General features: G+C 61.8%; 12 protein-coding genes. 4 read left to right on the top strand and 8 right to left on the bottom strand.

The genetic code is table 11. The features are described 5' to 3' along the window. Nucleotides 1–331 precede the first annotated feature (331 nt). The 5 genes from AC3WMV_RS16955 to exaC form a co-directional block, all read right to left on the bottom strand. A complete protein-coding gene (locus tag AC3WMV_RS16955) occupies nucleotides 332–793 on the bottom strand; it encodes a GNAT family N-acetyltransferase (protein ID WP_003228592.1) in 462 nt (153 codons plus the stop codon). Nucleotides 794–907: 114 nt separating this feature from the next. After that, nucleotides 908–1,732 (bottom strand): ethanolamine ammonia-lyase subunit EutC, encoded by an 825-nt coding sequence (gene eutC, locus AC3WMV_RS16950; protein WP_103367325.1) that lies wholly within the window; start codon nucleotides 1,730–1,732, stop codon nucleotides 908–910. 5 nt (nucleotides 1,733–1,737) lie between these two features. After that, nucleotides 1,738–3,132, bottom strand: a complete 1,395-nt coding sequence (locus AC3WMV_RS16945; protein WP_103367240.1) for an ethanolamine ammonia-lyase subunit EutB — start codon at nucleotides 3,130–3,132, stop codon at nucleotides 1,738–1,740. Nucleotides 3,133–3,323: 191 nt separating this feature from the next. Further along, on the bottom strand, nucleotides 3,324–4,694 hold the full coding sequence (gene eat, locus AC3WMV_RS16940) for an ethanolamine permease (protein ID WP_103367241.1): 1,371 nt from the start codon (nucleotides 4,692–4,694) through the stop codon (nucleotides 3,324–3,326). Between the two features lie 306 nt (nucleotides 4,695–5,000). Beyond that, nucleotides 5,001–6,521 (bottom strand): acetaldehyde dehydrogenase ExaC, encoded by a 1,521-nt coding sequence (gene exaC / locus AC3WMV_RS16935; RefSeq protein WP_025108675.1) that lies wholly within the window; start codon nucleotides 6,519–6,521, stop codon nucleotides 5,001–5,003. Between the two features lie 465 nt (nucleotides 6,522–6,986). Between exaC and AC3WMV_RS16930 the strand changes: the two genes are divergently transcribed. The 4 genes from AC3WMV_RS16930 to AC3WMV_RS16915 all read left to right on the top strand — a co-directional run bounded on the left by AC3WMV_RS16930 (nucleotide 6,987) and on the right by AC3WMV_RS16915 (nucleotide 11,322). Continuing rightward, complete coding sequence (locus tag AC3WMV_RS16930; RefSeq protein ID WP_103367242.1) at nucleotides 6,987–8,894, top strand: sigma-54-dependent Fis family transcriptional regulator; 1,908 nt, start codon at nucleotides 6,987–6,989, stop codon at nucleotides 8,892–8,894. A gap of 157 nt (nucleotides 8,895–9,051) precedes the next feature. Next, on the top strand, nucleotides 9,052–10,401 hold the full coding sequence (gene mpl / locus AC3WMV_RS16925; protein ID WP_027612907.1) for a UDP-N-acetylmuramate:L-alanyl-gamma-D-glutamyl-meso-diaminopimelate ligase: 1,350 nt from the start codon (nucleotides 9,052–9,054) through the stop codon (nucleotides 10,399–10,401). Next, nucleotides 10,398–11,045 carry a flavin prenyltransferase UbiX gene (gene ubiX, locus AC3WMV_RS16920; RefSeq protein WP_007968137.1) on the top strand — a complete coding sequence of 216 codons (648 nt, stop codon included), beginning with the start codon at nucleotides 10,398–10,400 and terminating at the stop codon, nucleotides 11,043–11,045. The genes mpl and ubiX overlap by 4 nt, the downstream gene beginning before the upstream one ends. After that, a complete protein-coding gene (locus AC3WMV_RS16915) occupies nucleotides 11,038–11,322 on the top strand; it encodes a YceK/YidQ family lipoprotein (RefSeq protein ID WP_096796309.1) in 285 nt (94 codons plus the stop codon). The genes ubiX and AC3WMV_RS16915 overlap by 8 nt, the downstream gene beginning before the upstream one ends. A gap of 118 nt (nucleotides 11,323–11,440) precedes the next feature. On the opposite strand, the gene AC3WMV_RS16910 is transcribed toward AC3WMV_RS16915, so the two are convergent. The 3 genes from AC3WMV_RS16910 to AC3WMV_RS16900 form a co-directional block, all read right to left on the bottom strand. Next, complete coding sequence (locus AC3WMV_RS16910; protein WP_007968134.1) at nucleotides 11,441–12,082, bottom strand: oxidoreductase; 642 nt, start codon at nucleotides 12,080–12,082, stop codon at nucleotides 11,441–11,443. A 27-nt stretch (nucleotides 12,083–12,109) separates the two neighbouring features. Beyond that, nucleotides 12,110–13,837: a C13 family peptidase gene (locus AC3WMV_RS16905; RefSeq protein ID WP_096796308.1), complete on the bottom strand. Its 1,728-nt coding sequence runs from the start codon at nucleotides 13,835–13,837 to the stop codon at nucleotides 12,110–12,112. 110 nt (nucleotides 13,838–13,947) lie between these two features. After that, on the bottom strand, nucleotides 13,948–14,403 hold the full coding sequence (locus AC3WMV_RS16900) for a MaoC family dehydratase (RefSeq protein ID WP_003228575.1): 456 nt from the start codon (nucleotides 14,401–14,403) through the stop codon (nucleotides 13,948–13,950). Nucleotides 14,404–14,493: the final 90 nt, after the last annotated feature.

Here is a 14,493-nt window from a genome sequence, read left to right as displayed (position 1 = left end):
GACGGCCCGACTCGGCAGGCCTGTGCGGATGATTCGGGTGTAAGCCTACAGCGGGGTGTAGTTTTTCTTACAAGCCGGAAAGCTCGGGATTATACGGTCTGAGAGGTGAAAAGCGCGTTGGTTTTGTAGCGAGGGATGTCGGGGTGTGAACAAATGTCAGGCAGGCATTGATGGTGGCGGCAAGGTTGGTGTGGCGAGGGAGCTTGCTCCCGCTGGAGGGCGAAGCACTCCCAAGCCTTGATTTGCCTGACCTGTTGAGATGACTGAGGTGGGGCCGCTTCGCAGCCCGGCGGGAGCAAGCTCCCTCGCCACAACAGGCCCTTGATGAGTGCTAGAGCTCGTCGCTGATCGGCAGCACGTAGTTCTTGAACTCGGTGTCTTCCTTGAAGCCAATGGATTCGTAGGTTTTCTGCGCCACCTCGTTGTTGCTGCTGGTGGAAACGCGCATGCGCACGGCCTGGGTTTCCTTGGCCATTTTCTTCGCGGTGCGGATCAGGTTGTCGGCCACCAGTTGGCGGCGGGCATCTTCGGCGACGTAGATGTCGTTGAGAATCCACACGCGCTTGAGCGACAGCGAGGAAAAGCTCGGATACAGCTGGCAGAAACCCATCAATTTCTTGTCGTCATCATCGGCCAGGGCCAGATAAATCACCGATTCCTTGCGTCGCAGGCGTTTTTCGAGAAACGCGCGGGAGGAATCCGGGTAGGGCAGGGAACCGTAGAACTCGCGATATTTGACGAACAACGGGGTCAGCAAATCCAGGTGTTCGAGGGTCGCTTGAATAATCCGCATGATAGGTCTCGTCTTCAAGTGGCTGTCTTCAACTGCTCTGACGGCGATGGGAAACCCTGCGGCCGTGCATCGATCCTGCCTCAAAGCAGCGCAGAAACGCAATGCGGAAACGGTTCAGGTTGTGGGCGGATCAAGCAGGAAATTTCCCTTCATGTCCGCACCGGCGTCCGACTCCAGCGTCTGCACCTGTGCTTCGTCCTTCAGATTGACCCCCGACAGCTGCCGCCGGCAGGCTTCGCGCATCAGATACAGCAGGCGATGCGCCGCCATGCCGTAGCTCAAGCCCTCAAGCCGCACGTTGGAGATGCAATTGCGGTAGGCATCGGTCAGTCCGACTTTTGGATTGTAGGTGAAATATAAACCGAGGCTGTCGGGCGAGCTGAGGCCCGGACGCTCTCCGATCAGCATGACGACCATTTTTGCACCCAGCAACTGACCGATCTCGTCACCGATGGCGACGCGGCCCTGTTCCACCAGCACTACCGGGGCAAGCGACCAGCCGTCGGCGCTCATCTGCTCCTCCAGGCGGGTCAGAAACGGCAGGGTATGCCGATGCACCGCCAGTGCCGACAGGCCGTCCGCCACCACAATCGCCAAATCGACCCCACCGGGGTGCGCCGAGGCGTAATCACGCAAGGTCTGCGCCGAGTCTTCGCTGAGCTTGCGCCCCAGATCCGGGCGTTGCAGGTAGCTGTTGCGATCGGTCGCCGCGCTGTGCAACAACAAACTGTCACGTCCGCGTTCGCTCAATTGCGCGCTGAGCCCGGCATGATCGAACGGCAGATGCACCGCATCTCGCGCCTGAGCGTGGGCGAACTGGAAATCCAGCTGGGCGCGGGTCGGCAGGCTGGTGCCGGTGCGGCCCAGAGCGATGCGCGCCGGGGTCAGGCGGCGCAGCTCCAGCCACGGGTTTTGCGGGTCGACAGGCGGTTTTTCCATCACACTCATCCCAGTTGCGCCAGTGCCTGGCGGAAGGCCGGCGGCAGGTTGTTGCCAAAGCGAACCTTGCCGTCCGCCTGGGTGAAGATGCCCATGTTCGCCAGCCATTGCTCGAACTCCGGCGCCGATTTCAGGCCCAGGGTCTGGCGCGCGTAGAGCGCGTCGTGAAACGAGGTGGTCTGGTAGTTGAGCATGATGTCGTCGGAGCCGGGGATGCCCATGATGAAGTTGATTCCGGCCACACCGAGCAGGGTCAGCAGGGTGTCCATGTCGTCCTGATCGGCTTCGGCATGGTTGGTGTAGCAGATGTCGCAGCCCATCGGCACGCCGAGTAACTTGCCGCAGAAGTGGTCTTCGAGGCCGGCGCGGATGATCTGTTTGCCGTTATAGAGGTATTCCGGGCCGATAAATCCTACGACGGTGTTCACCAAAAACGGCTTGAAGTGTCGCGCCACGGCGTAGGCTCTTGTCTCGCAGGTCTGTTGATCGACACCGTGGTGGGCGTTGGCCGACAGCGCGCTGCCCTGACCGGTTTCGAAATACATCAGGTTCTGCCCGAGGGTGCCGCGCTTCAGGCTCAGCCCCGCGTCATAGCCTTCCTGCAATACATTGAGGTTGATGCCGAAACTGGCATTGGCCGCTTCGGTGCCGGCAATCGACTGGAACACCAGATCCAGCGGCACCCCCCGGTTGATCGCCTCGATCGAGGTGGTGACGTGGGTCAGTACGCACGCCTGGGTCGGGATGTCGTAGCGCTGGATGATCGCGTCGAGCATCTCCAGCATCGCGCAGATCGAGGCGATGCTGTCGGTGGCCGGGTTGATCCCGATCATCGCGTCACCGTTGCCGTACAGCAGGCCGTCGAGAATGCTCGCGGCGATGCCGGACGGCTCGTCGGTCGGATGATTCGGTTGCAGACGGGTCGACAAGCGCCCGCGCAGGCCGAGGGTGCCGCGAAACTTCGTCACTACGCGGATCTTCTGCGCCACCAGCACCAGATCCTGCACGCGCATGATCTTCGACACGGCGGCGACCATTTCCGGGGTCAGGCCGGGGGCGAGGTTGCGCAGACTGGTTTCGTCGGCCGCGTCGCTGAGCAGCCAGTCGCGGAAACCACCGACGGTGAGGTGGCTGACCACGGCAAAGGCCTGTTTGTCTTGGGTGTCGATGATCAGTCGGGTGACTTCATCGGCTTCGTAGGGAATCAGCGCTTCTTGCAGGAAGTGCGTGAGCGGGATGTCGGCCAGCGCCATTTGTGCGGCTACGCGTTCGCCGTCATTGAGCGCGGCAACGCCTGCCAGGAAGTCCCCGGAGCGCGCCGGGCTGGCCTTGGCCATGACGTCCTTGAGGCTGTCGAAGCGGTAGGTCTGGGCGCCGACGGAATGGGCAAATGCGGCCATGGGGCGGTGTCCTCCTGATTCTGTGGGTAACTCGGTCTCCCTGTGGGAGCGGGCTTGCTCGCGAAAGCGTCGTGTCAGACGACATCGTTGTTGGATGAGACGACGCCTTCGCGAGCAAGCCCGCTCCCACATTGGATCTTCATGCACTTCTATATAGCGGGCACCGGGCGACAGGCCCGATGCCGGTGCAACTAGATACCTTCGAGCATAGCGTCTGCCGGCGCTTCTGAGCGTTGCTTGGCGGTCAGCTGGAAATACAGGTAGCCGGCGGCCATAAAGCCCAGGAACACACAGCCGATCAGCGTGTTGAACCACGCCATCGCCACCAGGCACACCACCGCCAGGAACAGCGCAATCGCCGGCACCACCGGGTAGCCCGGGGCGCGGAAGGTGCGTTCCAGGTTCGGTTCGGTTTTGCGCAGTTTGAACAGGCTGAGCATGCTGATGATGTACATCACGATCGCGCCGAACACCGACATGGTGATCATCGCAGCAGTCAGGGTCATGCCTTGCAGATTGACCAGTCCATCGCTGTAAATCGCCGCGATACCAATCACACCACCAGCCAGAATCGCCCGATGCGGGGTCTGGAAGCGCGACAGTTTGGCCAGGCTTTTCGGCAGATAACCGGCGCGGGCGAGGGCGAAGAATTGTCGCGAGTAGCCGAGGATGATCCCGTGGAAACTTGCCACCAGACCGAACAGGCCGATCCACACCAGCATATGCATCCACGATGAGTTGTTGCCGACCACCGCTTTCATCGCCTGCGGCAGCGGGTCATTGATGTTCGACAGTTGACGCCAGTCGCCGACGCCGCCGGCCATCACCATTACGCCGATGGCGAGGAATACCAGGGTCAGGATGCCGCTGACATAAGCCTTGGGAATCGTGCGTTTCGGGTCCTTGGCTTCTTCGGCGGCCATGGCGGCGCCTTCGATGGCAAGGAAAAACCAGATCGCAAACGGAATCGCCGCAAAGATTCCGGGGATCGAGCCCATGCTGAACTCGTTGGCCCCCGACCAGCCGTTGAGCACGAAATTGCTGAAGCTGAAGCCCGGTGCGACCACGCCCATGAACACCAGCAACTCGGCGACCGCCAGCACGGTGACCACCAGCTCAAAAGTCGCGGCGATGCTGACGCCGAGAATGTTCAGGGTCATGAACACGAAATACGCGCCGACCGCTGCCACCTTCGGATCAAGCTCCGGGTACTGCACGTTGAGGTAGGCGCCGATGGCCATGGCGATCGCCGGTGGGGCAAAAACGAATTCGATCAGCGTGGCGATGCCGGCGATCAACCCGCCTTTTTCGCCGAACGCCCGGCGGCTGTAGGCAAACGGTCCGCCCGCGTGGGGAATCGCGGTGGTCAGTTCGGTGAAGCTGAAGATGAAGCAGGTGTACATGGTCGCGACCATCAGCGCCGTGACCAGAAATCCGAGGGTGCCCGCGGTGCCCCAGCCGTAACTCCAGCCGAAGTATTCGCCGGAAATCACCAGGCCGACGGCAATACCCCAGAGGTGCAGGGTGCCGAGTGTGGGTTTGAGCTGTGTGGTGGAAGTCATAAGTCCTCTCTGTTTTTTATTGTTCGATCTGTTGGACTTTCGGGTGCAGTGGTTGAGGTGGATGGATGCTGTTCACGCAGCGGCAGTTTTTGTGCAAATCCTGAATGACGGGTACGCAAGGGCCGTGCCAGAGCGGCCAGGCCTTGTGTTGTGTCATTGAGGACGCCATCGCGAGCAGGCTCGCTCCCACAGTGGATTTGTGCCGAGCCTGTGTATGTGGTGCGACACGACTCCCCTGTGGGAGCGAGCCTGCTCGCGAAAGCGGTCGAAAGGGCGACACAGAAATATCTGTATCGCCCCCGGGTTTTAGAAGAAGCCCAACGGATTGATGTCGTAGCTCACCAGCAGGTTTTTGGTCTGCTGATAGTGATCGAGCATCATCTTGTGGGTTTCACGGCCAACGCCGGACTTCTTGTACCCGCCGAACGCGGCGTGCGCCGGGTACAGGTGGTAGCAGTTGGTCCACACACGACCGGCCTTGATCGCGCGGCCCATGCGGTAGGCGCGGTTGATGTCGCGGGTCCACAGGCCGGCGCCGAGGCCGAACTCGGTGTCGTTGGCGATCGCCAGGGCTTCGGCTTCGTCCTTGAAGGTGGTGATGCTCACCACCGGGCCGAAGATTTCTTCCTGGAACACACGCATTTTGTTGGTGCCCTTGAGCAGGGTCGGCTGGATGTAATAGCCGGTTGCCAGATTGCCCTCGAGTTTTTCCACCTTGCCGCCGGTCAGCAGCTCGGCGCCTTCACCCTTGGCGATTTCCAGGTACGAAAGGATCTTGTCGAATTGCTGCTCGGACGCCTGCGCGCCAACCATGGTGTCGGTGTCCAGCGGGTCGCCGCGTTTGATCTGCAGGACTTTCTTCATCACCACTTGCATGAATTCGTCGTAGATCGATTCCTGTACCAGTGCGCGGGACGGGCAGGTGCAGACTTCGCCCTGGTTGAAAAACGCCAGCACCAGGCCTTCGGCAGCTTTTTCGATGAAGGTCGGTTCGGCCTGCATGATGTCTTCGAAGAAGATGTTCGGCGACTTGCCGCCCAGTTCCACGGTCGATGGAATGATGTTCTCGGCCGCGCATTTCATGATGTGCGAGCCGACCGGGGTCGAGCCGGTGAAGGCGATCTTGGCGATGCGTTTGCTGGTGGCCAGGGCTTCGCCGGCTTCTTTGCCGAAACCTTGCACCACGTTGAGCACGCCCGGTGGCAGCAGATCACCGATCAGCTCCATCAGCACGCAGATGCCCAGCGGGGTTTGCTCGGCAGGCTTGAGTACCACGCAGTTGCCGGCGGCCAGTGCCGGGGCGAGTTTCCACGCGGCCATCAGCAGCGGGAAGTTCCACGGGATGATCTGCCCGACCACACCCAGCGGTTCATGGATGTGATAGGCCACGGTGTTGCCGTCGATTTCGGCAGCGCTTCCTTCCTGCGCGCGCAGGCAGCCGGCGAAGTAGCGGAAATGGTCGGCGGCCAGCGGGATGTCGGCGTTGAGGGTCTCGCGGATGGCTTTGCCGTTGTCCCAGGTTTCGGTGATCGCCAGCAGTTCGAGGTTCTGTTCGATGCGGTCGGCGATTTTCAGCAGGATCAGCGAGCGCGCCTGCACGGAGGTCGCGCCCCACGCATCGGCAGCGGCGTGGGCGGCGTCCAGTGCCTTGTCGATGTCTTCGGCAGTGGAGCGGGGGAATTCGGCAATCGGCTGGCCATTCACTGGCGAGGTGTTGGTGAAGTACTGACCTTTGACAGGCGCGACGAACTCGCCGCCGATGTAGTTACCGTACTTGCTCTTGAACGAGACTTTGGCGCCTTCAGTACCGGGGTGAGCGTAACGCATGATGTTGTTCTCCTTGGCTTTGTACTTATTAGAGAAACGCGCAAGTGCGCTTGCTATAAGCGTAGAGCAAAGGTCGGGCCACTGCCGTGCAGGGCAGGCAAATCAAGGCCTTGCGTATTTTTTGTCGGACGGGCGGGCGGCGCCTGTGATGGTTTCGGTACAGAGGGGGTGACAGTTTGTACCGCTTTTGGCACAGCCTGTGACCGGCTGGTCTTGCCAGCATTGCAATGCGCCGATGGCTGGAGGATGCTGGCTGCAAATCGCCCAGATGCACCCCTTGTGGTGAGGGGATTTATCCCCGATCGGCTGCGCAGCAGTCGTAAATCCGGTGTACGCGGTGAATCTAAGAAGCCACGTTGGTTTGATTGGGGCTGCTTCGCAACCCATCGGGGATAAATCCCCTCACCACAAGGTATGTGCCAGCCAATAAAGAGGCGGCACTGATCTCGGGGAGAATAATAAGAAATGCACGACAACCATTTGAGTCGCCATGCCCAGCAGGTTCTCACCGTCAGTCAGGGCAAGCCGCACCTGCACGGGCCCGGTGCCGATCCGTCGATTGCCCGCTCGTGGCTGCGCTGTCTTGAGGACTATCACCTCGATCCGGCCCTGACCATGGCGCCCACCGTGCTCGAACACGGGCGCGTGCTTGAAAGCCGCGAACGCCTGCAACAGGTGTTGCAGATCGCCGGTAATGAAATGAGCAGCCTGCATCAACAACTCTCCGGCGCCGGTCATGCGGTGCTGCTGACCGACGCGCGCGGGGTGATCCTCAACTGCGTCACCGCGCCGGCCGAGCGCAAGATTTTCGAACGCGCCGGTCTCTGGCTCGGCGCCGACTGGAGCGAAGCCTGCGAAGGCACCAACGGCATCGGCACCTGTCTGGTCGAGCGCCAGGCACTGACCATCCATCAGGACGAACATTTTCGCGGTCGCCACACCGGCCTGACCTGCTCGGCGAGCCCGGTGTTCGACCCGCACGGCGAACTGCTGGCGGTGCTCGACGTGTCCTCGGCGCGCCACGACGTTTCTCGGCAGAGCCAGTTCCACACCATGGCGCTGGTCAATCTGTCGGCGAAGATGATCGAGAGCTGCTATTTCCTGCGCTGCTTCGATAACCAATGGCTGCTGCGTTTCCATCTTCAGGCCGAATCCGTCGGTTTGTTCAGCGAAGGGCTGCTGGCGTTTGACGGCGAAGGGCGGATCAGCGCGGTCAACCAGAGCGCGCTGAACCTGCTCGGGCATATTCGCGGTGGTTTGCTCGGCAAACCGGTGGAAGCATTTTTCGATTGTTCGCTGGACGAGTTGCTCGGTCGGGCCAGCGCCAATGCCAGCGCCAGTTGGCCGCTGCGCACCCGCGACGGGCGGCATCTGTTTGCCTTGTTGCGCGGCGAATCGCGCAAGCCGGCGCCGATCCTGCCGGCCCCGATCGTGGCCAAGCCTCAAGCGCTGGTGGGCATTTGCCTCGGTGACGCGGCGCTGCAAGCGGATTTCCGCAAGGCGCTGCGGGTGTTCGAACGCGACGTGCCGCTGCTGATCAATGGCGAAACCGGCTCGGGCAAGGAAGCCTTTGCCAAGGCTGTGCATCACGCCAGCCAGCGCGCCAGCAAAGCCTTCGTCGCCCTCAATTGTGCGGCGATCCCGGAAAGCCTGATCGAGAGCGAACTGTTCGGTTATCGCGGCGGCAGTTTCACCGGCGCACGCAAGGATGGCATGCGCGGCAAGCTGCAGCAGGCCGATGGCGGCACGCTGTTTCTCGATGAGATAGGTGACATGCCGTTGGCGCTGCAAACCCGGTTGTTGCGGGTGCTGGAAGACCGGCAGGTGGTGCCGATTGGCGGCGAGCCGGAAGCGGTCAACGTGCGGATCATCAGCGCCACGCACCGTAATCTGCTGGAGCGCGTGGCGGACGGCAGCTTCCGCGAAGATCTGTATTACCGGCTCAATGGCCTCGAAGTTGCGCTACCGGCGTTGCGCGAACGCAGTGATAAATCGCAGTTGCTGGATTTCCTGCTGGCCGAGGAGGCCGGCGGCGAAACAATCTTGATCGACGAACCGGCGCGTCAGGCGTTACTAACCTTCAACTGGCCGGGCAACGTTCGGCAGTTGCGCAATGTCCTGCGCACATTGGCGGCATTGTGTGATGAAGGGCGAATCGGGCTGGAGGATTTGCCGGCGATGATTCGGCAGGGGCGGCCAACGCTGGAGCTGAAGTCGGTTGAGTCCGAGCATCCGCTGGAAGACGCTGAACGTCTGGCGTTGCTCGATGTGCTGGAGCAAACGCGCTGGCATATGACCCAGACCGCGCAGCAGCTCGGGGTCAGCCGTAATACGCTCTACAGAAAGCTGCGTAAACACGCGATCACCCGTTAAACCGCGCCGCACCGTTCGCGAGCAGGCTCGCTCCCACAGGGTTAGCGCCTATCTTGTGGGAGCGAGCCTGCTCGCGAAGGCGTCGGCAAAGGCGAAACACAAGGTGCGATTTCCCCCTCCCTGCGCTAACCTGCGGCCATGTTTTACGAGGTCGACTATGCACATTCATATTCTGGGTATCTGCGGGACTTTCATGGGCTCGATGGCGGTTCTGGCCAAAGAGCTGGGCCATCACGTGACCGGCTCCGACGCCAACGTCTATCCGCCGATGAGCACGCAGCTTGAGGCCCAGGGCATTCAGTTGACCCAGGGCTACGACCCGGCCCAGCTCGATCCGGCACCGGATCTGGTGGTGATCGGCAACGCCATGTCCCGCGGCAACCCAGCGGTGGAATATGTGCTGAACAAAGGCCTGCCGTACGTCTCCGGCCCGCAATGGCTGGCCGATCACGTGCTGCAAGGGCGCTGGGTGCTGGCGGTTGCCGGCACGCACGGCAAGACCACCACCAGCAGCATGCTCGCCTGGGTGCTGGAACATGCCGGGATGAGCCCGGGGTTCCTGATCGGCGGCGTGCCGCAGAACTTCTCGGTGTCCGCGCGTCTGGGCGGCACGCCGTTCTTCGTGATCGAGGCCGACGAGTACGACAGCGCGTTTTTCGACAAGCGTTCGAAGTTCGTCCACTACCGTCCGCGTACCGCGATCCTCAACAACCTTGAGTTCGATCACGCCGACATCTTCCCCGATTTGCCGGCGATCGAGCGGCAGTTCCACCACTTGGTGCGGACTATTCCGAGCGAAGGTCTGGTGATCCACCCCACCACCGAACCGGCCTTGCAGCGCGTGATCGAAATGGGCTGCTGGACCCCGGTGCAGACCACCGGCGTCGGCGGTCAGTGGCAGGTCAAGTTGCTCAAAGACGATGGCTCGGCGTTCGAAGTGATGTTCGAAGGCGTGTCCCAGGGCACTGTCGAATGGGAGCTGACCGGTCAGCACAACGTCGCCAACGCCTTGGCTGCGCTGGCAGCGGCGCGGCATGTCGGTGTGGTGCCAGCGATGGGCATCGCCGGGTTGAGCGCATTCAAGAACGTCAAACGCCGGATGGAGAAAGTCGCCGAAGTGCGCGGCATCACCATCTACGACGACTTCGCCCATCACCCGACCGCCATTGCTACCACCCTTGATGGTTTGCGCAAGCGCATCGGCGACGCACCACTGATTGCGATCATCGAGCCGCGCTCCAACTCGATGAAGCTTGGCGCGCACCGTGACGGTCTGCCGGACAGCGTGGTCGATGCCGATCAAGTGATCTGGTATGCCCCGGCCAACCTCGGCTGGGATCTGGGCGCCACCGCCGCGCTGTGCAGCGTGCCGTCGATTGTCAGCGATTCGCTGGAAGGCATCATCGAACGCGTGAAGAGCCAGGCCCAGCCCGGCACCCACGTGGTGATCATGAGCAACGGCGGTTTCGGCGGCCTGCACGGCAAACTCGCCGAGGCGCTGCAATGAACACTTTTGCCCAGAGCGGCGGCCCGGAACGCATCACTCTGGCGATGACCGGCGCGTCTGGCGCGCAGTATGGATTGCGCCTGCTCGACTGCCTGGTACGGGAAGATCGCGAAGTGCACTTCCTGATCTCCAAGGCCGCGCAACTGGTGATGGCTACCGAGACCGATGTCACGCTGCCGCCCAAGCCGCAGATGATGCAGGCGTTCCTTACCGAATACACCGGGGCGGCCGCCGGGCAGATTCGCGTGTACGGCAAGGAAGACTGGATGTCGCCGGTAGCCTCGGGCTCCGGCGCACCAGCGGCGATGGTGGTGGTGCCGTGTTCCACGGGTACCTTGTCGGCGATTGCGACGGGCGCGTGCAACAACCTGATCGAGCGCGCGGCGGACGTCACTTTGAAGGAACGTCGCCAGTTGATTCTGGTGCCACGCGAGGCACCGTATTCGAGCATTCATCTGGAACACATGCTCAAGTTGTCGAACATGGGCGTGACCATCCTGCCGGCCTCGCCGGGCTTCTATCACCAGCCGCAGACCATCGACGACCTGATCGATTTCGTCGTGGCGCGGATTCTCAATCTGCTGGGCATTCCTCAGGACATGCTGCCGCGTTGGGGCGAGCATCATCTGAGCAGCGATGAATAAGCTGTTGATGATTGCGCTGGCGCTGCAACTGGCCGGCTGCGCCACCGCGCGCACGCTGGATGCGGCCAAGCCGGGGGCGCCGGTGGTGTATTCCGGGACACGCCTGGATTTGTACGCGATGAATGGCGGGTGCTGTGCGATGGACCGCTTCGGGGCTGAGGCGCCGAGTTATCCGGGAGTGGACCTGCCGGCGAGTGCGTTGCTTGATACGCTGCTGTTGCCGTTGTCTTTGCTGACCGTGATTGGCGTGGGGTTTCAGGCGACTGGTGGGTTGTAGGGGAGTGTGGCGAGGGGATTTATCCCCGATGGGGTGCGCAGCGCCCCCCAAAATCTGAAAAACGACGACTGCTGCGCAGCCGATCGGGGATAAATCCCCTCGCCACAAAGTACGGTGTTTACTTGCCGAGCTTTCGCAGCTCATCCGACTCGACGATCCGCACCCCATCCTGTTCTTCCAGCGCCAGGCGCCACATCGCCCGGGCCAGTTGGCAGGCTTCGATGCCGCGGTACTTGCCGGGAATCAGTTTGGAAAACGGCGCCGCCAGCTGTTCGCCCAGGCGCGGTTCGGTACGATCACCCAGCAACAGCGATGGCCGGCAGATGGTCAGTTGCGGCCAGTCCTGCGCGCGCAACGCCTGCTCCATCTCGCCTTTGACCCGGTTGTAGAAAATCGACGATTTCGGATCGGCGCCCAGCGCGCTGATCACGATCAGGTGCCGCGCGCCCATCTCCCGCGCACGTTTGGCGAAGGCCACCACCATGTCCAGATCCACCGCGCGGAACGCGGCTTCGGAACCCGCCTGTTTGATGGTGGTGCCGAGGCAGCAATAGGCGATATCGACGCGACCACTGAGTTGCGGCAGAAACGCTTGTGGGTCGCCCACCGGGTTTTCCAGGTGCGGATGCTCCGCCAATGGACGACGGGACGGGGCGAGCACGCGGGTGATCGTCGGCTCGTTGAGCAAACGGTCGAGCAGATGTTCACCGGTCAGTCCGGTGGCTCCGGCAAGCAATACGTGCTGAGGCGTCAAGTACATAGTGTTTCTCCCTTGATACTGTTCAGCTTAGTTGCTGTTTGTTGCTCCGTCGTTCAATGCAGCACTCTGCAACGCTTTTCTTGCCTGCTGTTTACGCAGCAGTTGCCAGTGCGCCAGCACGGTTTTCGGTGCCCAGATCTGTGGTTCAGAGGCTTCGAAGTTATCCGCCAGTTCGCGCTCGGCGACGGTGGCCTTGGCCAGTTTGAAGGCCTGCTCCAGATCGTCGGTCTGGTTCAGGGCCTGAGCGAACAGGGCGTCGCCGAAGTAGGTGAAGTTGGCTTCTTCCGAGCAACCGAACGACACGCGGTCGGCGCGCGAGGCGGTCATGATCAGTGTGCGCTCATCTTTCAGCGCGGGGATGAAACCACCGGAATAGCACGATGAAATCACGATCACCTTGTCGCGATTTTTCAGTGGCGCGAGCACGGCGGCGAGTTCGTCGGCGGGCAGGTCGGCCAGCTCCATGCGCGGCTGGTCGAGCACCAGCTCGTGTTCGGCGGTGCCGTGGCTGGTCAGGTAGATGAACACCAGGTCTTCCGGGCCGCTGCGTTCAGCGAGGGTCTGCGCGGCGCGGCGCAGGTTTTCGCGGGTGGCCATCGGCCGGTCGGCGAGATGCTCGCGGTGGTTGACCAGACGAATCTGGCCAAAAGCGCCGAAACGCGTCGTGAGCATGTTGGCGACGTAGTCGGACTCGCGCAGGAACACGCTTTGCTTGCCGTCGCCACCGAGGGTCAGGGTGTACAGCTCGACTGCCGGCGTCGAGGCGGGCACGGCGGCCAGCGCGTTATCGAGTAGGCGGCCCTGGGCCAGCAGGCCGAGTTCGAGGGTGTCGGGCAACAGCTTGCCGTCGGCGTCACGTACGCGCTGGCCGTTGATCCAGGTACCGCTGAGCACGGTGCCGTCGGTCAGTACCAGGGTGCCGCGTCCGGCGTAGCTGTCGCCGTCGAACCCGCCGATGTAGAAGCTGCCGTCAGACAGGTTCAAGCGGCCCTGACCGCTGAAGCGCCAGTCGTTGAAGAAGCCGATGTAATGGCTGCCGTCGGCGCCGATCAGTTCGCCCTTGCCGGTCAGCGCGCCTTCCTTGAACTGGCCGAGCCACACGTCGCCGTCGGCGTTCTCGTAGCGACCCTTGCCGTGCAGTTGGCTGTTCTTGAAACCGCCGACATAGATGTCGCCATCGGCACTGTTGAATGTGCCATTGCCTTCGAGCTGGCCGTTGACGAAGTGGCCGCTGAACGTATTGCCGCTGGAGTCGCCGCGCTGGCCTTCGCCGTTGGGTTTGCCGTGGGCGAACTGGCCCTGATAGGAACTGCCGTCGTCCATTTCCAGACGACCCAGCCCGGAATACTGGTCAGCCTTGAACTCGCCACGGTAGGTCATGGCGTTTTCCTTGAGGGTGCCTTCGCCGTCGCGGCGGCCCTGCTTGAAACCGCCGGTGTAACTGCTGGCGTTGGTGGTCAGGCTGCCCTGGCCATCGAACAGGCCCTGCTGGAACTGGCCGCGATAGACCTCGCCGTTGCTGCCGTGCCACTCGCCTTGGCCATGCCATTGGCCCTTGTCGAACTGCCCGGCGTACCAGCTGCCGTTAGGGTAGTCGACCCGGCCCTGGCCTTGCAGCAAGCCGTTGACCAGTTCACCGCGATAGCGTCCGCCGTCCGGCAGCCGTGCATCCGGGGGCAACAGCGATTCGCCGTCGCCGCACGCGGTGAGCATCAGGGTCAGGGCAAGGGGTGCAAGAGAAGCGAGTGGGCGCATAGCGGGATCCGGGCAATTAGGCGACCGAGTATGCCGCAGCTATGTGACCTTATACAGCCGGGAAAACAGCGCTGATGCGAAACAGCGTGCGCTGTTTCGCATCTCGTGACTCAAACGAAGCAGAGCGACAGCGGTTCGGCGATATAGGCCGGTTTGTCCGAGCCTTCTATCTCAAGCGTCGCGGTGGCCTTGAGCAGCCATTGACCGGGTTTTTTCTCGGTCACTTCGGCCAGATCGACCTTCAGGCGCACTTTTGAGTTGACCTTCACCGGCTGGATGAAACGCACGCTGTCCAGACCGTAATTGACCACCATCTTCAGGCCTTGCGGCAGCACGAGGATGTCTTCCATCAGTTTCGGGATCAGCGACAACGACAGGAAACCGTGGGCAATGGTGCTGCCAAAAGGCGTTTGCGCGGCTTTGACCGGATCGACATGGATGAACTGATAATCCCCGGTGGCTTCGGCGAACAGGTTGATGCGCTCCTGATCGATGGTGAGCCATTCGGAACGTCCGAGTTCCTTGCCGACATAATCTTTGAGCTCTGCAACGGGAACATAGGGCATTGAGACTCTCCTTGGGTTCATCGGTTTTATAGTTTTTCAGGTGGGGGATTTGACCGCCCTGCGAACCACTGTAGATCAACATGGCGATTT

It is taken from the genome of Pseudomonas sp. FW305-3-2-15-E-TSA4, assembly GCF_058787295.1.
This window is presented reverse-complemented; position numbering and strand designations above follow the sequence as displayed.

Bases quoted from the DNA above. Each gene is read 5' to 3' on its own strand.
- AC3WMV_RS16955 (WP_003228592.1), bottom strand. From the start codon at position 793: ATGCGGATTATTCAAGCGACCCTCGAACACCTGGATTTGCTGACCCCG.
- eutC (WP_103367325.1), bottom strand. From the start codon at position 1,732: ATGGAAAAACCGCCTGTCGACCCGCAAAACCCGTGGCTGGAGCTGCGC.
- AC3WMV_RS16945 (WP_103367240.1), bottom strand. From the start codon at position 3,132: ATGGCCGCATTTGCCCATTCCGTCGGCGCCCAGACCTACCGCTTCGAC.
- eat (WP_103367241.1), bottom strand. From the start codon at position 4,694: ATGACTTCCACCACACAGCTCAAACCCACACTCGGCACCCTGCACCTC.
- exaC (WP_025108675.1), bottom strand. From the start codon at position 6,521: ATGCGTTACGCTCACCCCGGTACTGAAGGCGCCAAAGTCTCGTTCAAG.
- AC3WMV_RS16930 (WP_103367242.1), top strand. From the start codon at position 6,987: ATGCACGACAACCATTTGAGTCGCCATGCCCAGCAGGTTCTCACCGTC.
- mpl (WP_027612907.1), top strand. From the start codon at position 9,052: ATGCACATTCATATTCTGGGTATCTGCGGGACTTTCATGGGCTCGATG.
- ubiX (WP_007968137.1), top strand. From the start codon at position 10,398: ATGAACACTTTTGCCCAGAGCGGCGGCCCGGAACGCATCACTCTGGCG.
- AC3WMV_RS16915 (WP_096796309.1), top strand. From the start codon at position 11,038: ATGAATAAGCTGTTGATGATTGCGCTGGCGCTGCAACTGGCCGGCTGC.
- AC3WMV_RS16910 (WP_007968134.1), bottom strand. From the start codon at position 12,082: ATGTACTTGACGCCTCAGCACGTATTGCTTGCCGGAGCCACCGGACTG.
- AC3WMV_RS16905 (WP_096796308.1), bottom strand. From the start codon at position 13,837: ATGCGCCCACTCGCTTCTCTTGCACCCCTTGCCCTGACCCTGATGCTC.
- AC3WMV_RS16900 (WP_003228575.1), bottom strand. From the start codon at position 14,403: ATGCCCTATGTTCCCGTTGCAGAGCTCAAAGATTATGTCGGCAAGGAA.